Genomic DNA, 24,908 nt, shown 5'->3' on the forward strand with positions numbered 1-24,908 from the left:
TCAGGCCCCCCCTGCGATGGAGGTTTTCGTTTTCCGCTGGCAATCCGGGCAGAGACCGTAATAGACCAGGCGGGCTCCATGCAGCGCGTAGCCCGATCGGGCGGCCACCCGCTGATGCATCGCCCGGACGTCCACGCCTTCCAGGTCCTGCACCCGGTGGCATGACAGACAGACCAGGTTGATGTGCGGCGTGGTGTCTCCATCGTAATGCACCATCCCATCCCCGGCATCCCCCAGCGCGCTCACCAGGCCCAGCCGCACCAGCGCATCCAGGGTCTTGTAAACCGTGGCCAGGCTCATCGTGGGGAACCGGCGGCGAAGACGCCGGTAGACATCATAGGCCGTGGGATGGTTCCGGCTCGTCGCCAGGACCTCGCAGATGGCCACCCGCTGAGGCGTCAGCCGCAACCCCGAGGCCCGCAGGCCCTCCAGCATCGCCCTCAATCGCTCCGAACGTCGCATGCTGTAATCCCTATCTGGAGATAACTATTTTCCAAATCGGAAAAAACGATATCCCAGAGCCCGCGCCCTGTCAAATCGGCGGGGTTCTCCCCTGGGCAGAGGGGATGATCCTCAAAGGATGGGGTCGGACCGGGTGCCCTTCGGGGCCGGCCCGGCCCTGGAACTTCGGTGGGGGAGAATCACGGGAACGCCCGGGAAGCTCACAATACCTGCAGCGCCCGATAGATCGCCGCCCGCTGTCCGGGATCCAGAGGAGGAAGATGCTCGATGTGAAAGAGGCCGGAGCCGGGGAGCTCAGAGGGCGGGCGCGGCTCCTGAAGCAGGCGGCAGGCGTAACGGAGGATCAGCTGCCAGCGTCCGTCCTCCCGGCGGGAGGCCGCCTCCAGGATCACGGACTCCTCAGGCTCCACCCCGGCCATCTGGACCATCCATCGCCGGACGCCATCCACCGGATCCTCGCCTTCCATCAGAGGACCGCTCGGCAACGTCCAGTTCCCCTGGGGCGATTGCACCAGCCAGACCGCCTCATCCGCCAGCGCGACGATCTCTACCCGGATCTCCACATCCATCCGGCTCTCTCCGCTTTCCGGCTTTCAGAGAGGAGGGTTATAGCGTTTTGATCCCCAGGCGCTACACGGCTGGCCACTTCCTGTCGGAGATTGAGGCGTGAAGGCAGCCCTTTGTCCCTCAAGAAGGCCCGGGGAGCTTCGGCTCGGGGCCCGCTGTGGAGAGCACCATGCGCTCTGGATCCAGATATTTGCGGGCCACCGCCTGGACCTCCGCAGCCGTGAGGCTGGCGATGATCTCCGGATAGCGCTCCAGATAATCCAGGCCCAGCTCAAATAACTCGATATCGACGAGGACCCCGGCGATCCCCTCATTGGTTTCGAGCCGGAGTGGAAGGGAGCCGATCAAGAACGATTTATTGTCCTCCAGCTCCTTCGCCGGGATCCGCCGCTCCAGGAGGCGACGGATCTCGGTGCGGATGCCCTCCACCGCCCGGGGGAGATGTTCCGGGGCCACTCCGGCGATGACGCTCCACGGGCCGGGGGCCAGACCAGCATCGAGACGACTATACACATAATAAGCCAGCCCGTCCCGGTCCCGGACGTGATCCCCCAGCCGGCCCATCATCCCGAACACCCCCAGGACGCAGTTCGCCAGCGCGGCCGCGTAGTAGTCTGGATCCTTCCGGGCCAGCCCAACCGTGCCCATCACAAGATCGGTCTGGGTTTTGCCCGGGATCGGCGTGTGCACGTGGATCCAGCGGTCCGGACGCGAGACCGGAGGCAGGGGATCCGGCTCCGGGCGGCGGGCGATCCAATCCCCGAAAGCTCGACGCACGGCCTCGATCCCCTCCTCCGCGCGGATCGCGCCCACGATGGCGATGATCATCCGCTCGGGGCTGTAAAACTTCCGATGGAAAGCGACCAGATCCTCCCGGGTGATGGCCTGCACGGTCTCCCGGTAGCCATCCACGCTTCGCCCATAGGGATGGCCCTGAAAGAGCGTCTCCCGGAACCGGAGCCCGGCCATCCGCCGGGTGTCATGCTCCCGCTCCTGAAGATCCGTGAGGATCTCCCCCCGCACTTTCTCCACCTCTTCCTCGGGGAACACGGGGTTGCGCAGGACATCCGCCAGGATCTCCAGCATGGCGGGCAGGTCCTCGGCCAGGGCCTTCAGGCTGAAGCCGGTGGTATGATAGCCCGCCCCGATATCCAGGCTGGCACCGACCGACTCGATCGCCTCATAGATCTCATGGAACGTTCGATGGGCCGTCCCCCGGGTCAGCATTTCGGCTGTGAAGGCCGCCAGCCCCGTTCGCTCCGGCGGCTCATCCACCGCCCCCGCCCACAGGAGGCCGGAGAGGACGACGGATGGGCTGCTGAAGTTCTCATAGGCGAGGGCAATGATGCCGTTCGGCAACACCTCCCGCGCGATCGTGCGCGGGTTAGGCACGGCCCAGGCCCGGACCCGTTGAAGCATCGAGGATGGACCGCTTTTGCGCGCCATTCTGGACTCCAGATGAAGGGTTGAGCTGTCGGAGCATCGGGGAGCGCGGGCATTCCCCGCTCGTCCCGCTGCTGGATACTATCATAGCGCAACCCGGGCTTCGAGGGGCCTTCCTCCATATGGGTTCAGCGCTTGTGCATTCGATCCGTGTGCTTCTAAACTGAATCGGAACCATGAGGATGGCCGGGAGGATGAGGTGTTCGAGGCCTGGAACATCAGCGAGCTGATCATTCTGGCGGTTGTGGTCCTGGGGGGGCTTGTGCTGGCCCTCGATGACTGGCGGGGGATGCTGCTGGCATGGGCCCTGATGGGCATGGGGGGCGGCGTTCTCCTTCAGCAAACCACGGAAGTCCCCAGGGAGCTCGTTGGGATCCAGATCCTGGACAGCGCCCTGCTGACCTTGTTGTTTTATCTGGCGGGCCGGCGGGCGCAGACAAACATCCCCAGAACCCTGAACGCTCGGCCGGTAATCCACTGGCGGTTCCGGATCCTGGCCGCCCTTTTTCTTTACACCATCGCCCGCATGATGGCGATCCGGTTTCCTCTGCCTATTGCTTCTCCACCTCTGTTGATCGTGACATACACCCTGATTGGAATCGGCCTGCTGATCGCCACGTTGAGCCGTTCGCCGCTGAAGGCCGGGCTGGGGGTGCTGACCATGCTGAACGGTTACCAGATCTCCTATCTCTCTGTGCAGGACAGCTTGCTCGCCATCGGATTGATGGCCGGGATGAACCTTCTGGTCGCCTTCCTTATCGTCGCCCTCACCCTGGTCCGTCAGGAGGTGTCCGCGTGAACTTCCCCCTGCTGATCCTGCTCGCCGTTCCCTTCCTGGCCGCTCCTGTGATTTATCCGCTCCGCCGCACGCCGCTGGCGGCTCCCTTCTCGGCCGCAGTCGCCATCGCGCTGGTGGGCTTCATGTGGATCGTTCCCTGGCCGGTGATCACCCCGCGACCGGATCAGGCGACCCTGGGCGCGCCGCTGGTGCTGCTGGGGCGGAGCCTTCGTCTGACCGAAGCGGACCGTTGGGCGCTGAGCACGCTGTGGGGAGGGGCAGCCCTGCTGTTTCTGACCGCATGGCCCTTCCGCTTCGAGCGCCGCCTGTATCCGCTTGGCCTAGTCGCCGGCGGATTGTGGACCATCGGGCTGCTGCTGCGGCCGATCAGCCTGGGGACGTTTTTCACCGGCGCCGCCGCTCTGCTGCTGGCGCTGGCGCTGCTCGGGGAAGGCCACGGCATGGAGGGGGCGACCCAGTATCTGATCGCCGCCAGCCTGGGCTTCCTCGCCTGGGTCACGGCCGCCTGGGCGGCCGAGCAGGCGACGCTGAACCCGGGTCAACCCCTCTGGACCACATTAACCATGCTGCTGATCGGCATAGCGATGGTCCTCTGGTTGGGGGTCTGGCCGGCCTACCGCTGGGTTCTGCTCCTGTTCGCCGAAGGCGCCCCGGTTGGAGCCGCCTTCACCGTGTTCCTGCTGAATTGCGGAACCTGGTTCTGGCTCCTCGCCTGGGCTCAGGAGTTCCCATGGTTGCCACAGCTCCCCGGGTGGAGCGCCGGCCTGCAGGCCATGGGGATCCTGATGATGCTGAGCAGCGCCGTGCTGGCCTTGGCGGAACGGGGCTGGGGCCTCATCGGAGGATACGCCTGGCTGGCCTCCAGCGGCCTCTCCTGGCTGGCGCTGGGCCTGGGGACCGTCGAGGGAATTCACCTGAGCGCGTGGACGCTATGGGTCCGGATCATCGCCCTGCTGGGGCTCGCCTTCGGACTGGCGGCGCATCGTCGGATGAGCGGCTCAACCGAATCCGGCCGCATCTCGCTGGACCAGGGGCCATGGGTGATCGCGCTGTTGCTGGGAAGCGGCATGGCCCTGATCGATGTTCCCCCCTTCGCGAGCTTCACCGCCCGCTGGGCTCTAACTCGGTTGTTGCTGCCTTCCCGCCCGATCCTGTCGCTGGCATGGATCGGGAGCACCGGCCTTCTGGGCTGGGCGTTGCTGCGGGAGCTGACCCGGCCGCGCGAAGAGACGCCGCCGTTGCGTCCAATGCCACGCTCCGCGGTCTGGTTTGGGATCGCCTGGTGGACCGCCGAGCTCCTGCTGCTGTTCATCAGCCCATGGCTGGGCTCTCAGCTCCGGCCCCTGGCCGACGCATGGATCCACCTGAGCCCGCTGGAATAAGTAAGTTAAGTATGGGAGGCAGCCAGCGGCGTAACCCTTTTCAGATCTTGCCCCATTTCCCGACCAGGTCCCTCCCAAGGGCACCTAAGGCCATTCCGCCTTCCGGAACTTGAGCTCCAAGGCGTAAGCATAATAAACTTAAACGGTGGAAACATCCCCGAACAGGAGCAGGGCAGCGGCGAGGGCGCCCATTTCAACCCATTCGTGACAAACGGTGAACATGCGGCGCGCTCTTCGACGAGGAACCGGGAAACAACCCGTAGCGGTTCGCACTTCATCCGGAGGGGCCAGCGATGGGAGGGGTTCGGCAAGCGGTCCGATGGCCGGCCCGTCGGTGGATGCCGCACCTGTGGGCCAGCTGGAAGCCTTTCGGGATCGGCGAGCAGCGCCCGAATAATTACCTGGAGATCCTGCGGGCGCTCTGGGAGAACCGGGATCAGCTGGGCTACGCCTGGCGCATCCTGAGGGATGGGGTCTGCGACGGATGTGCTCTGGGCACCAGCGGGATGCGCGACTGGACGATCACCGGGATTCACCTCTGCAATATCCGCTTACGCCTGCTCCGCCTCAACACAATGCCTCCCCTGGATATCCGAATGCTCTCCGATGTCCGTCCCCTGGCCCGGCGATCCTCGCGGGAACTTCGATCCCTGGGCCGTCTCCCCTACCCCATGATCCGCCGCCGCGGCGAACCCGGATTCCGCCGGATCTCCTGGGAGGAAGCCCTGGATTTCATCGCCGGGTTCATCCGTCAGACGTCGCCGGAGCGCTTAGGCTTTTACCTCACCAGCCGGGGCCTTCCCAACGAGGCCTATTATGTGGCCCAGAAGGCGGTCCGGGCGATGGGGACCAACTCCATCGATAACGCGGCGCGGGTCTGCCATGCGCCCAGCACCCTGGCCCTCAAGGCGGCCCTCGGCGTGGCCGCCACGACGTGCTCCTATACCGACCTGATCGGGACGGACCTGATCGTCTTCTTCGGCTCCAATGTGGCCAACAACCAGCCGGTGATGATGAAGTATCTCTACTATGCCCGTAAGGCCGGGACACGGGTGGTCCTGGTGAACCCCTATCGCGAGCCGGCGATGGAACGCTACTGGGTTCCCTCCGATCTGGAAAGCGCCCTTTTCGGGACCCGGATCACCGACCGCTTCTTTCAGATCCGGGTGGGGGGCGACATCGCGTTCATCAATGGGGCCATCAAACACATGATCCAGCAGGGATGGGTGGACGAGGCCTTCATCCAGGCGCATACGACAGGCTTTGAGGAGCTGCGGGCTGTGCTGGAAGCGACGCCGTGGGAGGAGCTGGAGGAAGGCGCAGGCCTTCCCCGGGAGGAGATGGAGGCCTTCGCCCGGATGGTGGCCGAAGCGCAGCGGGCCGTCTTCGTGTGGAGCATGGGGATCACCCAGCATCCTTATGGCGAGGACAACGTGCACGCCATCATCAATCTGGCTCTGACCCGGGGCTTCGTCGGACGGGAGGGATGTGGCCTGATGCCCATTCGGGGCCACTCCGGAGTTCAGGGCGGGGCGGAGATGGGAGCCTATGCCACTGTATTCCCGGGCGGCCTCCCGATCAACGAAGAGAACGCCCGCCGCCTTTCCGAGCTCTACGGCTTCGAGGTCCCCCCGAAGCGAGGCCTCACCGCCCCGGAGATGATCGAAGCTGCCCATCGGGGGGAACTGGATCTCCTCTTCAGCGTGGGCGGCAACTTCCATGAAGTGCTGCCGGGGCCGGACTTCGTTCGCGAAGCCCTGGAACGGGTTCCCCTCCGGGTTCATATGGATATTGTGCTCTCGCCGCCTATGTTCTTCGAGCCCGGCGAGGCCGTGATCCTGCTTCCGGCCACTACCCGTTATGAAGGGCCCGGTGGGGTGACCGAAACCACCACGGAGCGCCGGGTGATCTTCAGCCCGGAGATCCCCGGGCCGCGGATCGGAGAGGCCCGGCCCGAATGGTGGGTCTTCGGCGAGATCGCCGCCCGCGTCCGTCCGGACCTCGCGGATCGTGTCCGCTTCCCGAACACCCAGGCGATCCGGGAGGAGATCGCCCGGGTGATCCCCTTCTACGATGGGATCCAGCATCTGCGGAAGAAGGGGGATCAGTTCCAGTATGGCGGGCCTTTGCTCTGCGCGGGCGGACGGTTCCCCACCCCGGATGGGAAGGCCCACTTTAAGGCCGTGCGGCCGCCGCGGGTGGAGATCCCCGAGGGGGCGTTCCGGGTCGCCACCCGGCGGGGAAAGCAGTTCAACAGCATGGTCCACGAGGACATCGATCCCCTCAACGGCCTTCCACGGGATGCCGTGCTGATGCATCCTGCGGACATCGAGCGGCTCGGGCTCCGGCCGGGAGATCCGGTCCGGCTCTGGAACGCCTGGGGCGAATTCCGGGGGCGGGTGTTCCCGGGGGATGTGAAGCCGGGCACCCTGCAGGTGCACTGGCCGGAAGGAAACGCCCTGATCCCACCCAACATTCGATCCCCGCTGGCCGGGATCCCGGCGTATAAGGCGATCATCGCGCATGTGGAAAAGGTGGGGGAGCTCCTGGGCGCCCCTCGCTCGTAGCGGGATGGGGCGCCAGGGCCTCACGCTCCTTTCGGTGGCAGGGGTGAAGGGAAAGGGAATGGGGGAGGGAAATCCCGATGATCCGGGATGGCGCGCTGAAAGGATGGCCGGTAACCGGCTGGCGGCAGGACCGTTCCGAGATCGGTGAGGATGTGGTGATCGTGGAGGAGCCCCTGGAGATCCAGGTGGCGCTTCGAGGCGAGGCCTCGATGGAGATCTTCCCGATCGCCGTTACGATGCGGACCCCCGGGCATGATGAGGACCTGGCCCTGGGGTTCCTCTACACGGAAGCCCTGATCCCCGAGCCCGGCGTCATCGCCCAGGGCCTGTCGCTGGAACGCCCCTCCCCGAACGAAATCCGGGTGATCCTTCCGGAGGCGATGCGCATCGATCGGGAACGGCTGACCCGACATTTCTACATGACCAGCAGCTGCGGGGTATGCGGGAAAGCGGCCATTGAAGCGATCTTCGTTCAGGGGTATCCGCCGCTGCCGGAAGCGGAGCCCGTGATCCCCATCGGGCTCCTCTGCGACCTCCCCCGGCGGCTCCGGGAGGCCCAGGCCCTCTTCCGCCGAACCGGGGGGCTGCATGCGGCGGCGATCTTCGATGCGGAGGGCCGATTGCTCTGGCTGCGGGAAGATGTCGGCCGCCACAACGCCGTGGATAAAGCCATCGGCGCCGCGCTTCGGGAGGGGCGTCTGCCCCTGAGCCGGTCGCTGATGCTGGTGAGCGGCCGGGCGGGCTTCGAGATCGCCCAGAAAGCCCTGCGGGCGGGCATCCCGATCCTGGCCGCCCTGGGGGCGCCCTCCAGCCTCACCCTCGAGCTCGCCCAGGCCACCGGGATGACTGTGGTGGGATTCTTGCAGGGGGACCGGGCCAATGTCTATACGGCCCCATGGCGGGTGAGGATGAGCTCTCTCGCTTCCAGCGACCGCCCATGATCCAGGCGCCCATCCGACGCATCCTGGGAGTTCGCATCCACGACGTCACATTCGGGGAAGCGCTCGACATCGTGGACGCTTTCCTCGCAGGAGGAGGCGCGCATCAGATCTGCACTGTGAACCCGGAGTTCGTGATGCACGCGCTCCGGAACCCGGCGTTCTTCCAGGTGCTGGAACAGGCTGACCTGAACGTCCCGGATGGCATCGGGTTGTTGTGGGCGGGGCGGATCCTGAAGCAGCCGCTGCGGGAACGGGTGCCCGGGGTGGAGCTCATGGAGGCGCTGGCAGCCCGGGCGGCGGAACGGGGCTGGCGGATCTTCCTGCTGGGGGCCGCCGATGGCGTGGCCGATCGCGCGGCGCTAAGGCTCCGCGCCCGATACCCGTCCCTGATCGTCGCCGGAACCTTCGCCGGGTCTCCCCGGCCGGAGGATGCCCCGGAGATCCTGGAACGCCTTCGAGAGGCCCGACCGGATCTTCTGTTCGTGGCGTATGGGGCGCCCCAGCAGGATCTCTGGATCGCCCGTTACCAGCCGGAGCTGCGGATCCCGGTGGCGATGGGGGTGGGAGGGGCCTTCGATTTCATCGCCGGCATCGTTCCCCGCGCCCCCCGCTGGATGCGAGAGCACGGCCTCGAGTGGCTTTACCGGCTGATCCGCCAGCCGTGGCGCTGGCGCCGGATGCTCGCCCTCCCCCACTTCGTCCTCGCCGTCCTGGCCGCCCGCTATGGCAGGGGAGGGACAGGGGCCGGCGCGGGATAGGCCTGAATCGCGAACTCATCCCAGTATCCCCTCATACTCACCGGGCCGTAAGCGAAGATCGCCATCCCGCGGGCGCCCAGCGCCCGCGCCGCCTCTATGCGGTCCCGGATGTCCTGAAAGCAGGCGTAGCCGCCATGGATCCCGGGGAACACATACCGGCCGGAAGCGCTGGCGAGGAAATCCGCCACCAGGGTGCGGAATCGATCCAGCGTCCACACCGTTGTATCCGGACAATTCGCCGAGGGACCGGCGGGATAGATCATGGGCATGATCGCATCCACCCACCCCTCCCGCAGCCACCGCTGGGAATCCTGGTAGTAATCCGAATACCCGGAGGTGAACCCCGGCCACCCCCATCGATTTTGATAAACGCCCCACACGGCCGCCGTTACCCATGCTTGGGGGCGAACGCCCTTCACGGTCGCGTAAACGTCGCGCACCATGGCGTTCACCTGTTCCCGCTGCCACGCTGCCCGCTCCTCCGGGCTGCTGAACGAAGGGGTGAACGGATCATAGGAATAACCCCGGCCCGGATAGCGGATCAGATCCAGGTGCACGCCATCGAGATCATAGCGGCTGGCCAGATCCCGCACCACCCGCACCACCTGATCCCGCACGCCAGGCCATGCGGGCGTGGCCCAGAGATATGTATCGCAGGTCATCATATTCATTGGCGTTCCTGAGGAATCATAAACGCGCCACGCGCTCCATGACCGTCCATTCGTTCGAGAGAAGGTCCAGAACGGGTGGGGGGGGTTCAGGCCATCCGGCGGAGCGCCGACGCCACAGAGCCATGTAGGGTAAACATTGACGTAGGCATGGACCTGCAGACCGCGGGCGTGGGCGGCGTCCAGCAGCACCCGCAGCGGGTCAAACCCGGGGGAAGTTCCCAGCGTGCGCGTGACGGTGCCTGTGAGGCGGGCAGCCCATGGCTCATAACCCGGGGTGTAATAGGCGTCCCCGACGCCCCGAACCTGAAAGAGGAGCACATTGAAGCGGGCGGCGGCGGCCTGCTCGGCGATCGCCACCAGGGTTTCCGGCCGCGCCCACGGGCCATCGGCCCGTGTCCAGTCGAAACGGGTGACCCACAGGGCGCGGAACTCCGACCGCGGGGCGCGGAGGATCAGGGGGAGATATACCCGGTATGGTCCTCCCTGGTTTGTCGGAACTGCCGACGTCGCCGGGCGGGAGGCTTCGGGCGCCCCAGCGGGGATCTGAGGGATATATCCGCTCCACCGATACCAGAGGGCGTTTTCCACATCCGCGGGAGGCAGTGAGCCCATCAAGGGCAGCGAGCCGGAGCCCAGAACCAGGATCCCCATCCCCAGCGCCAGCGCTCTCCATCGGATATTCCACCCGGACACACCCATGGCTTTTCCTCTGTTCTTGAAGGAGGATCTTTGAACTCCTTCCCCGGAGGACCCCTCCCCCATCCCCTCCCTGCACCGCTGCGCGGCGAGGAAGGGGAGGAAGGATCCAGATCGGGTTTTCGAAAAGACGCCCGCGCTCCCCCCTGGTGTGCTCCGAGGGGGGACGGGCTTCCCCTGGAATCGAGAAGGCCATGCATCGGCCGAAGGGCCGCCCGGAGGACATCGATACCGCTATGGTAGACGGGAGACGTCGGATCGCGCAAATCGCTACGAACCGTCCCGGGATAAGCCGGACGGCTTCAGGATCCCCTCGGTGCCCCGAACCTGCCGGCGAGCACGGGAGGGATCGAATCGCGGATGCGCTGAACGGGTTCCTCACCGCAACATCACATCCGTCCACTCCTGAATCCACCGTTCCCGGTTCGCATCAATCCGGGCAGGGTCCAGACGAGCTGGCTCCGGTGGGACCTCAGCGAATTTCTGGAAGAACTCGGGGAGCCGGGCCTTCGGGTGAACCGGGAAGACAAACATCTGGAGCGGGATGTCCTCCTGAAACCGCAGGCTGATCATGTAATCCATCCACCGCTCCGCCAGATCCCGGTTCTTCGCCCCCTTCAGGATGCCGGCGAACTCGATCTGGCGGAAGCAAGCATCCTTCCCCAACACGTTCCCCGTGGGCGGCTCCGTGAGCTTCCCCTCGCTGAAATACACCTCTGCCGCCGGGCTGGTGGCGTAGCTCACCACAATCGGGCGGGTCCCCGGGCTTCCTGTAGCGCCGCTGAATTCCTTGTAGTATGCATCCTCCCATCCCTCCGTGATCTTCACATCGTTCGCCTTCAGCGCCCGCCAGAAGTCCAGCCACCGCTCCTCCCCGAAATGGGCAATGGTGGCCAGCATGAACGCCAGACCCGGGGAGGACGTAGCCGGGTTCTCCACCACCAGCAGCCCCCGGTATTCCGGCCGAATGAGATCCTCCAGGGTCTCCGGCGGCTTCAGGCCCTTCTCCCGGAAGTATTTCTTGTCGTAATTCAAACAGACGTCCCCATAGTCGATGGGGATCAACCGATACTCAGGATCCAGGAGGAACGCCCGCGGGATCTCCTCAATGCCCTGGGGCCGGTAAGGCTCGAACAGATCCTCCCGGATCGCCCGGCTGAAGAAGGTGTTGTCCACGCCGAAGAAGACATCGGCCAGGGGCGCCCCTTTGGCCAGGATCGCTTTGTTGAGGGCGGCCCCGGCATCGCCGGCCTTGAGGATCTGCACGCGAACGTTGTAACGCCGCTCGAATTCGCGCAGGACTTCCTCGCTGACACTGAAGCTGTCATGGGTCATCAGCACCAGCTCCCGCGGGCCCGATGGGGTAGCGGTCGCTGTCGCGGGAATCGGGGAAGCCGTCGGGGCCGGCGTCGCCGTCGCCGGAGCGGCGGTCGGCGTTGGCGTGGTGCAGGCCGCCATCAGGGCCGCCAGAACCCATCCCCAGAGCCACCGATATCCCATCCTTACGCCTCCTCGAGCTGGTGAATCGAGCTCCAGGCACCCCACTTCATTCCATGTCCTGCTCAACCAATGGGGGGAGAGGGTGTTTCAAGGCTCGAAAACGAAGGGGTGGTGATCCCCGGCGCGCCAGGCCGCCTCGAAAAACGCAAGCTCGAACCGCAGGGCGGCCTGGTAGAGGGCCTGCTGGGCCTTCTCATCCCCGGGCAATCGATCCAGCAGCGTCTCCAGCCGGCGGGCCAGCGCTTCGAAATCCGCGCTGGAATAGGTCTCCACCCACTCCCGATAAGGGCTGGCGGGGTTGGTCTGCGGCCGGAGGAAAGCCCCCAGATCGGCATACAGGCGCATGCATGGCGTCATCGCCGCCACCAGGTGCCCCACCGGCTCCAGGGCCGCCACCCGTAGCAGGAAATCCGTGTAGGCCTGGGTGGCCGGCGCGGGCTCCGGGCGCAGGTTCGCTCCCCAGCGCGCCGCGTAGCCCTCGTGGAGTCGAAGCTCCTCGAAGACGCCCTGGAGAAGCTCCCGGAAGGCGTCCATCGTCTCCCGATCCGGGGCCTTGGCCAGGCCGAGGGCGTAAGCGCGGGCGAAGGCCTCCAGGAAGAAGGCGTCCTGCTCCACATAGAACACGAAGCGCTCGCGCGGCAGATCCCCCGAAGCAATCCCCTGCACAAAAGGATGCATCCGGCAGCGTGTGATCAGATCCAAGCACGCCGTGTAGAACGCCCGAGCCTTCCCCATCGATCCCCTCCTGCATCCTCCAGGTCAGTCCGGCTCCCCGCGCTCATGGATCACCAGCAGGAGGCCACGGCGAACCCGGATGCGGGCCCGCGGGGCGATCATGCGATTGCTGATCCCCAGGGTGGACCCGAAGGGCAGAACCCCTTCCTGCAACGGATAGAAAAGGCCTTCCAGCGTGACGCCCTCCGCGTCGCCGGTCAACGGGATCAGGGAGACCCGATCGCCGGGCTGGCCTTCGATCCATCCTTCACCCCGGAGGACGAAGGCCTCCCGCCCCCCGCCCACGAAGCGGATATCCCAACCGGCCCAGCGGGGATGGGCCAACAGCAACAGAGAGGCCACGGTCTGATCCAGCCGCGAGCCCCACCCGCCGAACACCCGGATCGCTCCCCTGAGCTGCCGGGCGTATTCCAGGGCCAGCTCCAGGTCTGTGGCGTCCTTGTCCACTGGATGGCGCTCGATCGGCGCTCCGATCTGTTCCAGCCAGGCGAACGTCTCCGAATCCATCGAATCCAGGTCTCCGATCACCCGATGGGGCATCACCCCGATGGCCCGAAGATGCGCGGCGCCGCCGTCCGCCGCCAGGATCCACCGCGCCCGGGAAGCCGCCTGGCGCAACGCCTCTCGATCGACTTCACCCCCCGCCACAATCAGGACGATCTCCGGCTCGCCCATCGGATTCTCCTTGAGGATTATGCGGGGGCCTTCACCGCCTTCTTCCCCGACTCCACCAGCCCCCGCCCGAAGGAGCGCTGCATTTCCCAGAAGGGCAGGCCGCCCGGGGCCTTCCCCAAGCCCCACGGGAGAACGAACATCCGGCCGGCCTTCCCGCATCCATCCGGGGATCCTCAAACGGCGGAAGAAAAGGGGATATCCAGACATGGAAGCCGCTGGGGCCGCGACATGCGAGGGCTGTCCATGTCCCCCTTCCCTCCGCCGGTATGACCCGGATCAGGTTCAAAGGGTCGGCGCCGGGCGTGGAAGAGGAGCCCACCGTGGGAACGGTCAGCCTGCCTCTTCCAGAAGGCGCCCTCTCAGCCTGCTTGCCCGCAGACTCCCCCGGGAAACCATCCGTCCCACAGTTTATATTCGGCCGGAGAGAGCGTCAAAATCCCGGATGGAGGCCATCCCAGGTATATCGTGGATGCACTTCGCCCGGTATCCTGCTGAGGCGGGTTCCTGTCACCGAGACAGACCGATTGCATCTAAAAATTATGGCGGGGCAGCTGCCCCTGGCAGCGCCCACCCCCCGAGAATCCGCGGGTGGATCCAGCGCGAGGGCGACCAGGGTAAGATGAATGTTGAAAAAGCCTTCAGGCGGAGAACCGCGAAGAAGATCCCAGAATCCGTCCGGAGGGGAACCGATGGCCGGAACCACGCGATGGCCCCGGGTGATCATCTTCACCACGCCCAACTGCCCATGGTGCCGCGCGGCCAAGGAATACCTTCGGCAGCGTGGCGTCCCCTTTAAAGAGGTCGACGTCAGCCGGGACGCTGCGGCAGCGCGGGACCTGGTGCGCCGCACCGGACAGATGGGCGTGCCGGTGCTCGACATCGGTGGTAAAATCGTGATCGGTTTCAACCGGCCCCAGATCGACGCCTTGCTGGGGCTGAAGAAGAAGTAACAGGTTTTGCAGGTTACGGTATCGCCTCTGGCGACGGTGCAGCCCAAAAATCTGGAATACAGAGGAGGGGAACCCATGGCGGACGAGCGTTTCCCATGGCAGCCGTTGGGCAGCCGCGTGGTCATCCGCCCGGTGGAGCAGGAGAGCCGAACCCCCAGCGGCCTGATCATCCCCGAAACAGCCAAGGAGAAGCCTCAAATCGGGGTCGTGGTCGCCGTCGGCGACGACGAATCCATTAAGGTTCGCATCGGCGATCGGGTGCTGTTCCCCAAGTATTCGGGGAACGAGGTGAAGGTGAACGGCGTGGAATATCTCATCATCGATGCCAATGATCTCCTGGCCTACGACACCGAAACCCGTGCTTCCCTGCCGGAGGAGAAGCCGGCGAAGAAGGCGCGGCGCAAGGGATAAAGGATCCCCTCTCTCATCGGATCGCATGGCGATCGCGATCGGGCGGTGTATCCTCATGCCGCCCGATCGCGATCATGGGCCGGATTCCCCCCATTTCCCCCTGTTTGCACGCCAAAGACATCCTCTGCCTCCCAAAATCCTCTCCCCGTGGCCCGGAGGACCACCGGGAGAAAGTCCGCCTTCACCCTCTAATCGCCAGCGCCTCGCGCCACAAAGAACGCTGGGGTCTTTCGCAAACGCTCTCCCTCCCAGCTCCAGATTCCGGTCTTTCCTTCCCACTGAAAAGCCGGGCGGGCATGCATCTGCATCACGACCCAGATCAGATCATATCCCAGCGGCGCGTAAGGGCCTGGAGGTGTCCCCAGGGAGAGCTCGCGATAGGCGTCGACCCACTCCGGATCCTCCACCGGCCGGGTCTCCGCCACCACGCGGATCCCGGGATCCGCGGGCAGCACCGCCCGCAGATCCGGATGCAGCAAACCGGGTCCTCCCAACAACAGGCCCCGCCAGCCCTCCTGTCGCCAGCGCCGCGCGGCTTCCCCCGCGTGGACCGCCCGGCCATCGAAAAGGACCGGCTCTTCTCCCCGGGGGGAAGCTTCCTCCCCGCGGGCCTCCCGCACCGTCCACCCCCGTTCGCGGAAAAACGCTGCCAGCTCCGGACCAAACCACTGTTCCTCGTCGTCGCGAACGATCCACAGGATCGATCCGCCCCCCGGCGGAAGGACCTGAAGCAACGCCTCCGCAATCGTTCGCTGATCCGGAGCGGTCGCCAGCGCGCCCTCCGGCACCCGGTCCGCCGGAAGAAGGGGCGCGATGAGAGAGATCCCCGTCGCCCGATAAACCGGCACCGCCGCCCGCGTCGTCTCCGGTCGGAAGTGGCCGATCACTGCAATCAATCCGGGATAGGTCACGATCTGGCGGGCTCGCTCCTGCGCCAGGATCGGATCCCCCTGATCATCCAGAGCAACCAGCATAGCCAGGGGGCCTGCGGGATGAGCAGCGTTCCACATCCGCACCGCCAGACGAGCCCCAAAGATCACATCGTAACCGATGGGTCGATCTCGCCCTTCAAAAGGGGCCACCAGGCCGATATAGACAGTCCGTATCGGCCGACAGGCCAGCAGCCCCAGAACCAGGAGCGGAATCACCCTCCAGAATGGCCTCCGGCCCATCGCTTCTACGCCCAACCAGCGTATAATACATGTCAAGACCTGGGCTATTGAGCTCAGATCCGGGGCCGTGCCGGCCTCCAAACTCCTGCAAGGGAAACCTGTGGCCCGATCTCTGAGCGAGCGCAAGATCATGCCCGAGCGCAACTCATTGGAATGGGAATCTTCCAGGGAACCCCCTATGCCAGAGGCGGAGCGCTGGCATACGGCTCCCCTCGCGGAGGGAGAAACCGGGCTGGAGGAGCCTCCTCCTGCGGCACCCGCTGCGTTGCTGCGCCTTCGAGTTGCTTCCACCGGGCGCGTCATCGAAGTGCGCTCTCATCAGATCTGCGAGATCGGACGCTCAGACCCCAGCCTGGGCCTGGCCCCGGATGTGGATCTTTCGCGAGAGGGCCCCGAAGCCATGTGGGTCTCCCGCCGTCACGCGCGGATCTTTTATCACGACGGCTATTTCTACATCGAAGACCTGGGGAGCACGAACGGAACCTATCTCAACAACAAACGCCTGGTCTCCGGCCTGCCGTATGCGCTTCAGGACGGCGACGAGCTCCGCTTCGGGCGGATCATCGCCCACGTGCATATCGAGTAAGAGGAAGATCTCGGTTTAAAGCCAGGGGGGCCCCCGACGGACAATGGCATCGGTCATACGGGCGACGCGGACGATGGGCTCAACGTCGTGGACGCGAACGATGTCCGCCCCGCGCACGATGCTGACCGCCACCACCGCCGCTGTCCCCTCCAGGCGCTCCTCTGGCGGCAGGTTCAGGGTGTAGCCGATGAACGATTTGCGGGAAGGGCCCACCAGGATCGGAAAGCCCAGCTCCCGCAGCTCCCCCAGCCGATCCACCAGCTCCAGGTTCTGAGCGACGGTCTTGCCGAACCCCAGCCCCGGGTCCAGGATGATGCGATAAGCGGGGATCCCTGCCGCGCGGGCGGCCTCCACCCGCTCCATCAGGTGGGCGCGCACAGCGGCCACGATATCCCCATGCCCCTCCCCTTCATAGCGGGCACCCAGGCGAGGATCCCGCACCACAGCCTCCCGCCGGCTTCGGTTGTCCATCAGAATAATGGGAACGCCCAGCTCAGCGGCCGCATCCGCCATCTCGGGATCCGCCCTCATCGCCCACACATCGTTGATCAGGTCCGCGCCGGCCGCGACCGCCGCCCGCGCCACACAGGCCTTGTAAGTGTCCACCGAGATGGGGCCCAGGCCTTCTGCCACCAGCCGCTCGATGACCGGGAGCACGCGGCGCATTTCCTCCTCCGCCGATACCGGCTCCGAACCCGGCCGGGTGCTCTCCCCCCCGACATCCAGCAGATGCGCGCCGGCCGCTTTGAACCGTCGGGCCTGCTCCAGGGCGGCCTCCACCCAGTCCGGGCCTTTCAACAGGCCATCCCCGGAGAAAGAATCCGGCGTGATGTTCAGAATGCCCATCACTAGGGTCTCCCTTCCCCAATACAGGAAGCCCCGGCCGGCCCGCATCGGTGCCCGGGCCCAGCGCCGGATCCCCGTGCCGGGCGGCTCCGCCGCCAGCGCCGCCGCCGTCCGCCCCAGTCGGGGATGCACCCACTCCGGAGCGATCTCCGCCAGGGGGATCAGGACGAAGGCTCGCTCCGCCATCCGGGGATGGGGAAGGGTGAGGGTTTCGTCCTCCAGGCACAGATCATCGTAGAAGAGCAAATCCAGATCGATCGGACGGGGCCCCCAGCGGGGGCCGGGGCGTCGCCCCATGGCCGCCTCGATGCCCTTGCATGCTGTTAGGAGCTGATGCGGGGAGAGATCCGTCGTGCCGATGCAAACGGCGTTCAGAAACATGGGCTGATCCACATAGCCCACCGGCTCGGTCTCATAAAACGAGGAGACGGCTTCGATCTCCACCCATTCCAGGAGGCGCTGAAGGGCCTCCCGCAGCGCGGCATCCCGATCCCCCATGTTGCTCCCCAGGGCAACGCCCACCCGGTGCTTAAGGCGTCGCAACGGCGGCATCGATCACCTCCCGGTAAACCGCGCACTGACCAAAGGACTCTTCCACTTCGACCTCCAGGGCATGCAGGCGCAGATTCGATGGGAGACGCGCCCGCAGCTGAGCGGCCAGATAACGGGCCAGCCACTCGGCCGATGTGTTGGGGATCGGCAGGATCCGCACATCCTCCGCGGGGAAGAGATAGCGTTTGGAATCGATCTCCGCCTCCACCTGTTCTTCCCGGATCGTCAGACGAAGGCGAGGATGCTCCGCCGGAAGCAGCACCCGGTGATCCAGCTCGTCCACCAGCGCCTTCACCAGGCGCTTCAGGGCCACGAAATCCATCACGATGTCCTCCTGCAGCGGGCCCTCCAGAGACACTGCCACCCGGTAGTTATGACCGTGAAGCGGCTCGCTCCCATGGGGGAAGATCATAAAGTGCCCGGCGCAGAACACCAGATGATCCTGGGAAACCCGCACCCGATCCATCGCCGTCCTCCTTTTCGTCCCCTAAGGAGTGCTCCCCTCCATCACCTCCGCCGTGCGCTGCGCGCAGGCGATCCAGGTAAAGGCCGCCGCGCGCCGGATCCCTCGCTCGCGCAACGTCCGCCCCAGGGCCGTATCCACCAGCACGGCGATCAGCGCCCCGGCCATCCCCCGGGCATCCTCCGGGGGGATCAGATAAGCGGCATCCCCCGCCAGCTCCATCAGCGCCGGGATCTCCGAGGCGACCACCGGGACCCCGCAGGCCATGGCCTCCAGCACCGGGAGGCCGAATCCCTCATAGCGGGAAGGATACAAGAAGGCGGAGGCTCCTCGATAGAGCGCTGGCTTGTCCTCCTCCGCCACCGGCCCAATGGTTCGCACCACATGCTCCAGCCCCCATGCCCGGGCCAGCGGTCGGGGATCCACGAACAGACGGCTCGAACCCTCCGGCAGGCGCCCGGCGATGACCAGGGGGAAGTTCTCCCCGATGGCATCCTGGGCCCAGGTGTACACCGCGAGGAGCGTCTCGATGTTCTTCCGCCGATCGAAGCCCCCCAGGTAGAGCACATACGCTGGGGGCAGATCGTATCGGTTCCGCACCCGCGCATCCTCCACCGGATCCGGACGGGGGGTGAACCGCTCGGACACGCCCAGGGGGACGGCGGTGACCCGCTCCGGCGGCAGCCGCAGACGTTGAAGGAGATCCTGTCGGGAGGCTTCGGAGTCTGTGAGGAGGTGCGCGGCGCCCGGCGTGGCCGCCGTCACCAGGGCGGTATACAGCCGGGCGGCCAGGGTCGCCCGATACTCCGGAAACCGGAGGGGGATGAGATCGTGCACGGTGACGATCACCGGCGCAGGGGCGCGGAGCGGCGGCGCCCAGTAAGGGACGAACAGCCGATCCGCCCGCCAGCGGGCGGCCGCGCCCGGCAGGCCGATCTGCTCAAACCAGAGTTTCTGAAAATCCGGCGGAAGCCGGGGCAGCCGGACCCGGACCGGCTCCACGCCCTCCGGCAACGGGCCCGCCCAGCCCTCCGGGAGGGCCACGCCGATCGTCCAGCCCGGCCGCACCCGGGGGAGATGCCGGAGGATCTCTCCGACATACTGGCCGGTGCCCGTCGCGGGATGTTGTAGGAACCAGCCGCTGACCAGGATTCGCATGGGCGCTGGACCTACGCCGGGATGGGAATCAGATCCAGGAACCAGAAGCCATCCCGAAAGACCGCTTCTCCCCGCACGAAAGGGACAGGAGAGCGAAACCCTGGCCCATCATACACAAAGGTGTGGAACTCCCCGTTCTCCCCTGCCGGATCCACATCCGCTGGCAGATCAGCCAGGAAGGCGAGATCGAGGGTTCGCCCCAGGAACCCTGGGCCCAGGCGGTTCCCATCGATGCACACCGTCACCGCCCGAAAACCCAGGGCGATAAACCGCTGAACCAGATCCCGGGTGGGCTCACCCCAGAGGGGGAACAGCACGTCCACCCCCAGGGGGAGCAAATGGCGCAGCCGATAGGCCCGGATCTCCTCCAGGAACAGATCCCCGAAGGCGAACCGGCGGATCCCCTGCTGCATCAGGCGCCGGGTGGCCTCCCCCATCCGCTGTTCGTAGACCTCATTCGGACAGGGATGCGGGAGCCAGACCTCATAAACCGGAAGGCCGAGGGCCGCGGCCTGGGCGTGGATCAGGGAGCGGCGCACGCCGTGCATCGTCACCCGATCGAAAGCCTCGTTCAGGGTGACCAGCAATAGCCCCACCGCCTCCCCCCGTCGCCGCAACGCGTGCAGCGCCATCATGCTGTCTTTGCCACCGCTCCAGGCCAGCGCGATCATGGGCCCAACCTCCTCGATCCGATCATCCACGGATCGCTATGGCGGGCGACAGGCTCGGGGCAGGAAGGGGAAAAGCGCCCCGGGGAGAACCTCTACCGCCTCGCTTTCTGACGATTACCCCAGAAAGAGTTCTGACGCAAAATCATCCGGCTCGCCCCCGAGCTGGGCGCCGGACAGACGGGCAGGATCCGGGGAAACGGCGGAGGTCCTGTTCCATGTCCATGGGAACAGGAAATCCCCGGGGCTGAATCCTTGCGCCCGATTGATGTAAAATCCTCAGAGGTGAATCCCGCCGCAGAGAGCGTTTCCAGCTCATCCAACCCGGGATCATGGAGGCGCATCGATGGGAAACCTGGAAGGCCGCGTGGCCGTAGTCACTGGATCCTCCCGGGGGCTGGGACGGGCGATCGCCCTGGAGCTGGCCCGACGGGGCGCCCGGGTCGTGGTGAACTATCGTCAGAACGAGGCGGCCGCCCAAGAGGTGGTGGAAGCCATCCGATCCGCTGGTGGGGAAGCCATCGCCGTGCAGGCCGACGTCAGCCGCTACGAAGAGGCTGAGCGGTTGATCCGTGCCGCCTTAGAGGCGTTCGGGCGGGTGGACATCCTGGTCAACAACGCAGGGGCCACCCGGGATAACCTGCTGGCGATGATGAAGGAGGAGGACTGGGACTTCATCCTGACCACCAACCTGAAGAGCGCCTTCAACTGCACGAAGGCCGCCCTGCGGCCGATGATGCGCCAGCGCTACGGCCGGATCATCAACATCACCTCGATCGCCGGCCTGGTGGGCAACGCCGGCCAGACCAATTACGCGGCCGCCAAGGCCGGCCTGATCGGTTTCACCAAATCCCTGGCCAAAGAGGTCGGTTCCCGGAATATCACAGTCAACGCCGTGGCCCCCGGCCTCATCCCGACGGATCTCACCGAGCCGTTACCCCAGGAGTTCAAGGAGGCCGCCCTGCGGATGACCCCGCTGGGACGGCTGGGGACCCCGGAGGATGTGGCCTACGCCGTGGCGTTCCTGGCCTCCGATGAGGCCGCCTTCATCACCGGCCATGTCCTCACGGTCGATGGGGGGATGACCTGTGTGTAGGGGCATCCCCACCCGGAGAATGAGGTCAGCTCCCTGAGCCCGGTCTTCGGGAGGGATCACCCCGGAATGGAGGTCCAGGTGTCTGGGACGCTGGAGGAAATCCATGAAACGATCCCGGGGCGCATCATCATCGCCCCCCAGGTCCTGCGGGACATCGTCCATCAAACGATCGCGCAGATCCCGGGCATCGCCCGTCTCGCGCAGGCGCGGGTGGGACCCTGGTCGCTTTCTGAGGGCGTGCGTGTGACGATGGTGGAGGATCGGGTGCGCATCGACCTGGCCCTGGTCATGCGCCCTGATGTTCCCTTCCGGGAAGCCGCCCGACAGGTCCAGGAGGAGGTCGCCCGCGCGATCCGCGATCTGACCGGCCTGGAGGTGGCGGCCGTGAACGTCCTGATCACCGATGTGGAGGTGGAGGAGCGTGGCCCGTCGCCGGCCTCCGGATCGAGCGGACGAGCCTGAGGAGAGCCGCCGGGCGCGGGAAGGGATCCCCCTGATGCGGCGGGCCCGCATGGTGGCATTGCAGGCGCTGTATGAGATCGATGCCGCCGGCCACCCGCCCGGCGAGGTCCTGTCCGCCCGATTTCAGGCGGAGCCGCTCCCGGCCGAGGCCCGGGCCTTCGTCCAGGAGCTGGTCACCGGGGTCCTGGCCCATCGGGGGGAAATCGACCGCCTGATCCAGCGCTACGCGCCGGCATGGCCGGTGACCCAGATGGCCATCATCGACCGCAACATCCTCCGCATGGCGATTTTCGAGTTCGTCATCGCCCGCCGCACCAGCCCGGCCATCGCCATTAATGAGGCCGTTGAGCTGGGGAAGCTCTTCGGCTCCGATAGCACCCCCCGCTTTGTCAATGGGGTGCTCGGAAGCATCGCGGAAGAAATGGAGGGCGAACCGGAGGGCCCGACCTCATGAGCATCTGTCCCGATCCCCTTCTCCAGGGCACGAGGAGGGGAAAGGGGGAGGATCCCGGACTATGGATAGCCTGTTCGGCATTGGCCCGATGGAACTGGCGTTCATCTTCCTGCTGGCCTTCATCCTGCTGGGGCCGCGGGATCTGCCCCGCATGGCCTATCAGCTGGGCCGATGGATCCGCCAGGCTCAACTTCTCTACGAAGAAGTGCGGCGGGAATGGGAAGCCGAGGTCCAAGAAATCAGCCGGGAGATGGAGCGAACGGCCTCCGATCAATTGGAAATCCCCCTCCCCCCGGAGGCCGCCACCTATCAACTCCCATCTTCGAGCGGGACTGCGGATGCGAATCCCTCGCCGACCGATCGTCCGGAAGACCGGTAAGACGCGCGCCCAGGACCAGCCCCGTCCGCTGCTGGAGCATCTGGAAGAGCTGCGCCAGCGGCTGCTCCGCAGCCTGATCGCCCTGGGGGTGGGAACGGGGATCGGATTGCTGGTGGCCGATCGGGCCATCGACTTCCTGGCCGCCCCGGTCGGGGGGCGCGCCGGCCTGATCTCCATCGACGTGACCGAAAGCATCGCCGCCTACATGCGGGTATCCCTGCTCGTCGGGTTCGCCCTGGCCTTCCCCTACATCACGTATCAGATCCTGGCGTTCATTTACGTCGGGCTGCTTCCCCACGAGCGTCGGATCGTCCTCCTGCTGGTGCCGCTGGCCACCCTGCTTTTCCTCGGAGGCGCCGCCTTCACCTACTTCGTGATGATGCCGGTCGCCATCCCCTTCCTCACCACCTTCGCCGGCATCCGAACCCAGCCCCGGCCTTCCACGTATCTCACCTTCGTGGTCTCCCTCATGTTCTGGCTGGGCCTCAGCTTCGAGATGCCCCTGGCTTTCTTCGCCCTGGCGAAGGCCCGGCTGATCACCGCCCGTCAATTGCTGAGGGCGTGGCGGATCGCCGTGCTGGCGATCGCCATCCTGGCCGCCGCCATCACGCCCACCGTGGACCCGGTGAACATGTCCATCGTGATGATCCCCCTGATCGGGCTTTATCTGCTCAGCGTGCTGCTCGCCGCCCTGGCCTGAGTAGGGGCACAGCAGTGCTGTGCCCCCAGCCCAGCGGTGCTGTGCCCTCAGCCCAGCGGGATTTCCAGGGTGCGCTGTCAACGAAGCATGACCAACCCTTCTGCGGAGGAATATGCATCATGGCGGAGCGTATCCGGGTGATCATCATGGGCGCCGCAGGGCGAGATTTCCATAACTTCAACATCTTCTTCCGGGACAACCCTGCTTACGAGGTGGTGGCCTTCACGGCCGCCCAGATCCCCAACATCGAGGGACGACGGTATCCCCCTGAGCTGGCCGGCCCCCTTTACCCGGATGGCATCCCCATCTACCCCGAGGAGGAGCTCCCCGAGCTGATCCGCCGCTTTCAGGCGGATCGGGTGGTGTTCGCCTACAGCGACGTGAGCCACGAATATGTGATGCACCGGGCCAGCATCGCCCACGCCGCGGGGGCCGATTTCTGGCTGATGGGCCCCCGGGCCACCCAGCTGAAATCCCGCCGGCCGGTGGTCTCCATCGGCGCGGTGCGCACCGGCAGCGGCAAGAGCCCCACCACCCGCCGGGTGGCCCGCCTCCTGCGGGAGCTCGGCTGGCACCCGGTGATCGTCCGTCATCCGATGCCCTACGGCGATCTGCGCAAACAGGTCGTGCAGCGGTTCGCCTCGTTTGAGGATCTCGATCGCTATGAATGCACCATCGAGGAGCGGGAGGAATACGAGCCCCATCTGGCCAACGGCTTCACCGTCTACGCCGGGGTGGATTACGAGCGGATCCTGCATGCGGCGGAGGAAGAGGGGGACCTCATCCTCTGGGACGGGGGGAACAACGACTTTCCCTTCTTCGTCTCCGACCTTCACATCGTGGTCGTCGATCCCCATCGGCCGGGCCACGAGCTGCGCTATCATCCCGGCGAGGCCAACCTGCGCATGGCCGACGTCGTGGTGATCAACAAAATCGACACCGCCGCCCCGGAGGCGATCCTCCAGGTCCGGGAGAACGTCCTCCAGGTCAATCCCCGGGCCGTGTTGATTGAGGCCGCTATGCCCATCTTCGTGGAAGATCCAAACGCCATCCGCGGCCGGAGGGTCCTGGTCGTGGAAGATGGCCCAACTCTCACGCACGGGGAGATGGCATATGGGGCCGGGGTGGTCGCCGCCCGGCGCTTCGGGGCAGCGGAGATCCTGGATCCGCGACCCTATGCGGTGGGCAGCATCCGGGAGACCTATCAGCGCTATCCCCAGACCGGCCCGGTGCTCCCGGCGATGGGCTACGGGGCGGAGCAAATCCGGGAGCTGGAAGAAACCATCAACCGGGCCCCCTGCGATCTGGTGCTGACGGCCACCCCAGTGGACCTCACCCGGATCCTCCGGGTGCGCCATCCCGTGGTGCGGGTGCGCTACGAGATCCAGGAGATCGGCCGCCCGACCCTGATGGAGGTCCTCGAGACGCGCCTGGGGCGCGGCCCACAGCTGCCCCAGCCCCCTGCCCCGCGCGGGGATCGCTGATCCCCACCCACCGATCGGGGGGCGACTTCGAAGTCGCCCCCCGATCGAACAGCGCCCCATCCCTTCCCACGAATAGGCCATCGTCCCCAACCTCAAGGCCCCTTCCCGGGTATTTCTTTATGGAAGCGGAATCCGGATCCGATCCTCCCGGCCTATCCCTTGATCCGAATGTGTGAGAATCCTAAAATAGGACCGGGTGGAGGGAACGCTATGGCGATCGGCGTGGTGAGCGGATGCCCCCTCCGGGCCCTCGGCCTCCAGGCCCTGGCCGAAGCGGAGGGCTTCCCCCTGGCCTGGATCGCCCCCACCGCGGCGGAGGCCCTTTGCCGCG

General features: G+C 66.0%; 27 protein-coding genes and 1 riboswitch. Of the genes, 14 read left to right on the forward strand and 13 right to left on the reverse strand.

The window, feature by feature from the left end; all coding sequences use genetic code 11:
• From VAE54_RS07355 to VAE54_RS07365, 3 genes are all read right to left on the reverse strand, one after another.
• On the reverse strand, positions 1-462 hold the full coding sequence (locus tag VAE54_RS07355) for a Fur family transcriptional regulator (RefSeq protein ID WP_322801299.1): 462 nt from the start codon (positions 460-462) through the stop codon (positions 1-3).
• Between the two features lie 200 nt (positions 463-662).
• On the reverse strand, positions 663-1,031 hold the full coding sequence (locus VAE54_RS07360) for an NUDIX domain-containing protein (RefSeq protein WP_322801300.1): 369 nt from the start codon (positions 1,029-1,031) through the stop codon (positions 663-665).
• A gap of 118 nt (positions 1,032-1,149) precedes the next feature.
• A complete protein-coding gene (locus tag VAE54_RS07365; protein ID WP_322801301.1) occupies positions 1,150-2,475 on the reverse strand; it encodes a pitrilysin family protein in 1,326 nt (441 codons plus the stop codon).
• Between the two features lie 196 nt (positions 2,476-2,671).
• On the opposite strand from VAE54_RS07365, the gene VAE54_RS07370 reads away from it, so the two are divergent.
• From VAE54_RS07370 to VAE54_RS07390, 5 genes are all read left to right on the forward strand, one after another.
• The gene (locus tag VAE54_RS07370; RefSeq protein ID WP_322801302.1) at positions 2,672-3,271 is read left to right on the forward strand and encodes a hypothetical protein; all 600 of its coding nucleotides are present in this window, start codon (positions 2,672-2,674) and stop codon (positions 3,269-3,271) included.
• Positions 3,268-4,653, forward strand: a complete 1,386-nt coding sequence (locus VAE54_RS07375) for a hypothetical protein (RefSeq protein WP_322801303.1) — start codon at positions 3,268-3,270, stop codon at positions 4,651-4,653. Before VAE54_RS07370 ends, VAE54_RS07375 begins: the two co-directional genes overlap by 4 nt.
• A gap of 293 nt (positions 4,654-4,946) precedes the next feature.
• On the forward strand, positions 4,947-7,220 hold the full coding sequence (locus VAE54_RS07380) for an FdhF/YdeP family oxidoreductase (protein WP_322801304.1): 2,274 nt from the start codon (positions 4,947-4,949) through the stop codon (positions 7,218-7,220).
• A gap of 77 nt (positions 7,221-7,297) precedes the next feature.
• The gene (gene fdhD, locus VAE54_RS07385) at positions 7,298-8,161 is read left to right on the forward strand and encodes a formate dehydrogenase accessory sulfurtransferase FdhD (RefSeq protein ID WP_322801305.1); all 864 of its coding nucleotides are present in this window, start codon (positions 7,298-7,300) and stop codon (positions 8,159-8,161) included.
• A complete protein-coding gene (locus VAE54_RS07390; RefSeq protein ID WP_322801306.1) occupies positions 8,158-8,919 on the forward strand; it encodes a WecB/TagA/CpsF family glycosyltransferase in 762 nt (253 codons plus the stop codon). Before fdhD ends, VAE54_RS07390 begins: the two co-directional genes overlap by 4 nt.
• Here the strand turns inward: VAE54_RS07390 and VAE54_RS07395 are convergent.
• The 5 genes from VAE54_RS07395 to VAE54_RS07415 all read right to left on the reverse strand — a co-directional run bounded on the left by VAE54_RS07395 (position 8,883) and on the right by VAE54_RS07415 (position 13,336).
• Positions 8,883-10,289 carry a glycoside hydrolase family 10 protein gene (locus VAE54_RS07395; RefSeq protein ID WP_322801307.1) on the reverse strand — a complete coding sequence of 469 codons (1,407 nt, stop codon included), beginning with the start codon at positions 10,287-10,289 and terminating at the stop codon, positions 8,883-8,885. The genes VAE54_RS07390 and VAE54_RS07395 overlap by 37 nt on opposite strands.
• Positions 10,290-10,664: 375 nt before the next feature.
• Positions 10,665-11,786 carry a thiamine ABC transporter substrate-binding protein gene (locus VAE54_RS07400; protein WP_322801308.1) on the reverse strand — a complete coding sequence of 374 codons (1,122 nt, stop codon included), beginning with the start codon at positions 11,784-11,786 and terminating at the stop codon, positions 10,665-10,667.
• 87 nt (positions 11,787-11,873) lie between these two features.
• On the reverse strand, positions 11,874-12,521 hold the full coding sequence (locus VAE54_RS07405) for a TenA family protein (RefSeq protein ID WP_322801309.1): 648 nt from the start codon (positions 12,519-12,521) through the stop codon (positions 11,874-11,876).
• A gap of 24 nt (positions 12,522-12,545) precedes the next feature.
• On the reverse strand, positions 12,546-13,196 hold the full coding sequence (locus VAE54_RS07410; RefSeq protein ID WP_322801310.1) for a thiamine diphosphokinase: 651 nt from the start codon (positions 13,194-13,196) through the stop codon (positions 12,546-12,548).
• A 17-nt stretch (positions 13,197-13,213) separates the two neighbouring features.
• Positions 13,214-13,336, reverse strand: a complete 123-nt coding sequence (locus tag VAE54_RS07415) for a hypothetical protein (protein WP_322801311.1) — start codon at positions 13,334-13,336, stop codon at positions 13,214-13,216.
• 95 nt (positions 13,337-13,431) lie between these two features.
• Positions 13,432-13,592: riboswitch (TPP riboswitch) on the reverse strand.
• Positions 13,593-13,885: 293 nt separating this feature from the next.
• On the opposite strand from VAE54_RS07415, the gene VAE54_RS07420 reads away from it, so the two are divergent.
• Entirely contained in the window at positions 13,886-14,146 is a 261-nt protein-coding gene (locus VAE54_RS07420; protein ID WP_322801312.1) for a glutaredoxin family protein, read from the forward strand.
• 75 nt (positions 14,147-14,221) lie between these two features.
• Positions 14,222-14,557, forward strand: a complete 336-nt coding sequence (locus tag VAE54_RS07425) for a co-chaperone GroES (RefSeq protein WP_322801313.1) — start codon at positions 14,222-14,224, stop codon at positions 14,555-14,557.
• 188 nt (positions 14,558-14,745) lie between these two features.
• Here VAE54_RS07425 and VAE54_RS07430 read toward each other — a convergent pair whose 3' ends face one another.
• Positions 14,746-15,705 carry an ABC transporter substrate-binding protein gene (locus tag VAE54_RS07430; protein ID WP_322801314.1) on the reverse strand — a complete coding sequence of 320 codons (960 nt, stop codon included), beginning with the start codon at positions 15,703-15,705 and terminating at the stop codon, positions 14,746-14,748.
• A gap of 202 nt (positions 15,706-15,907) precedes the next feature.
• Between VAE54_RS07430 and VAE54_RS07435 the strand changes: the two genes are divergently transcribed.
• Positions 15,908-16,315, forward strand: coding sequence for an FHA domain-containing protein (locus VAE54_RS07435; RefSeq protein WP_322801315.1), 408 nt, complete (start codon positions 15,908-15,910; stop codon positions 16,313-16,315).
• Between the two features lie 15 nt (positions 16,316-16,330).
• Here VAE54_RS07435 and folP read toward each other — a convergent pair whose 3' ends face one another.
• Genes folP through VAE54_RS07455 form a run of 4 tightly spaced genes read right to left on the reverse strand, consistent with a single transcriptional unit; the run spans position 16,331 to position 20,005 of the window.
• The gene (gene folP, locus VAE54_RS07440) at positions 16,331-17,713 is read right to left on the reverse strand and encodes a dihydropteroate synthase (protein ID WP_322801316.1); all 1,383 of its coding nucleotides are present in this window, start codon (positions 17,711-17,713) and stop codon (positions 16,331-16,333) included.
• Positions 17,691-18,179, reverse strand: coding sequence for a 6-carboxytetrahydropterin synthase (locus VAE54_RS07445; RefSeq protein WP_322801317.1), 489 nt, complete (start codon positions 18,177-18,179; stop codon positions 17,691-17,693). The genes folP and VAE54_RS07445 overlap by 23 nt, the downstream gene beginning before the upstream one ends.
• 21 nt (positions 18,180-18,200) lie before the next feature.
• Positions 18,201-19,334 carry a glycosyltransferase family 1 protein gene (locus VAE54_RS07450; protein WP_322801318.1) on the reverse strand — a complete coding sequence of 378 codons (1,134 nt, stop codon included), beginning with the start codon at positions 19,332-19,334 and terminating at the stop codon, positions 18,201-18,203.
• 11 nt (positions 19,335-19,345) lie between these two features.
• Entirely contained in the window at positions 19,346-20,005 is a 660-nt protein-coding gene (locus VAE54_RS07455) for a hypothetical protein (protein ID WP_322801319.1), read from the reverse strand.
• Positions 20,006-20,348: 343 nt separating this feature from the next.
• Here VAE54_RS07455 and fabG point away from each other — a divergent pair, with 343 nt between their 5' ends.
• The 6 genes from fabG to VAE54_RS07485 all read left to right on the forward strand — a co-directional run bounded on the left by fabG (position 20,349) and on the right by VAE54_RS07485 (position 24,577).
• On the forward strand, positions 20,349-21,098 hold the full coding sequence (gene fabG, locus VAE54_RS07460; RefSeq protein WP_322801320.1) for a 3-oxoacyl-[acyl-carrier-protein] reductase: 750 nt from the start codon (positions 20,349-20,351) through the stop codon (positions 21,096-21,098).
• A 66-nt stretch (positions 21,099-21,164) separates the two neighbouring features.
• On the forward strand, positions 21,165-21,560 hold the full coding sequence (locus VAE54_RS07465; RefSeq protein WP_322801321.1) for an Asp23/Gls24 family envelope stress response protein: 396 nt from the start codon (positions 21,165-21,167) through the stop codon (positions 21,558-21,560).
• On the forward strand, positions 21,520-22,014 hold the full coding sequence (nusB, locus tag VAE54_RS07470) for a transcription antitermination factor NusB (RefSeq protein WP_322801322.1): 495 nt from the start codon (positions 21,520-21,522) through the stop codon (positions 22,012-22,014). Before VAE54_RS07465 ends, nusB begins: the two co-directional genes overlap by 41 nt.
• A 61-nt stretch (positions 22,015-22,075) precedes the next feature.
• Positions 22,076-22,393 carry a Sec-independent protein translocase subunit TatA/TatB gene (locus VAE54_RS07475; protein WP_322801323.1) on the forward strand — a complete coding sequence of 106 codons (318 nt, stop codon included), beginning with the start codon at positions 22,076-22,078 and terminating at the stop codon, positions 22,391-22,393.
• Entirely contained in the window at positions 22,353-23,093 is a 741-nt protein-coding gene (gene tatC / locus VAE54_RS07480; protein ID WP_322801324.1) for a twin-arginine translocase subunit TatC, read from the forward strand. Before VAE54_RS07475 ends, tatC begins: the two co-directional genes overlap by 41 nt.
• Positions 23,094-23,212: 119 nt before the next feature.
• On the forward strand, positions 23,213-24,577 hold the full coding sequence (locus tag VAE54_RS07485) for a cyclic 2,3-diphosphoglycerate synthase (protein ID WP_322801325.1): 1,365 nt from the start codon (positions 23,213-23,215) through the stop codon (positions 24,575-24,577).
• Positions 24,578-24,908: the final 331 nt, after the last annotated feature.

It is taken from the genome of Thermoflexus sp. (assembly GCF_034432235.1).
In the GTDB taxonomy this organism is placed as follows: domain Bacteria; phylum Chloroflexota; class Anaerolineae; order Thermoflexales; family Thermoflexaceae; genus Thermoflexus.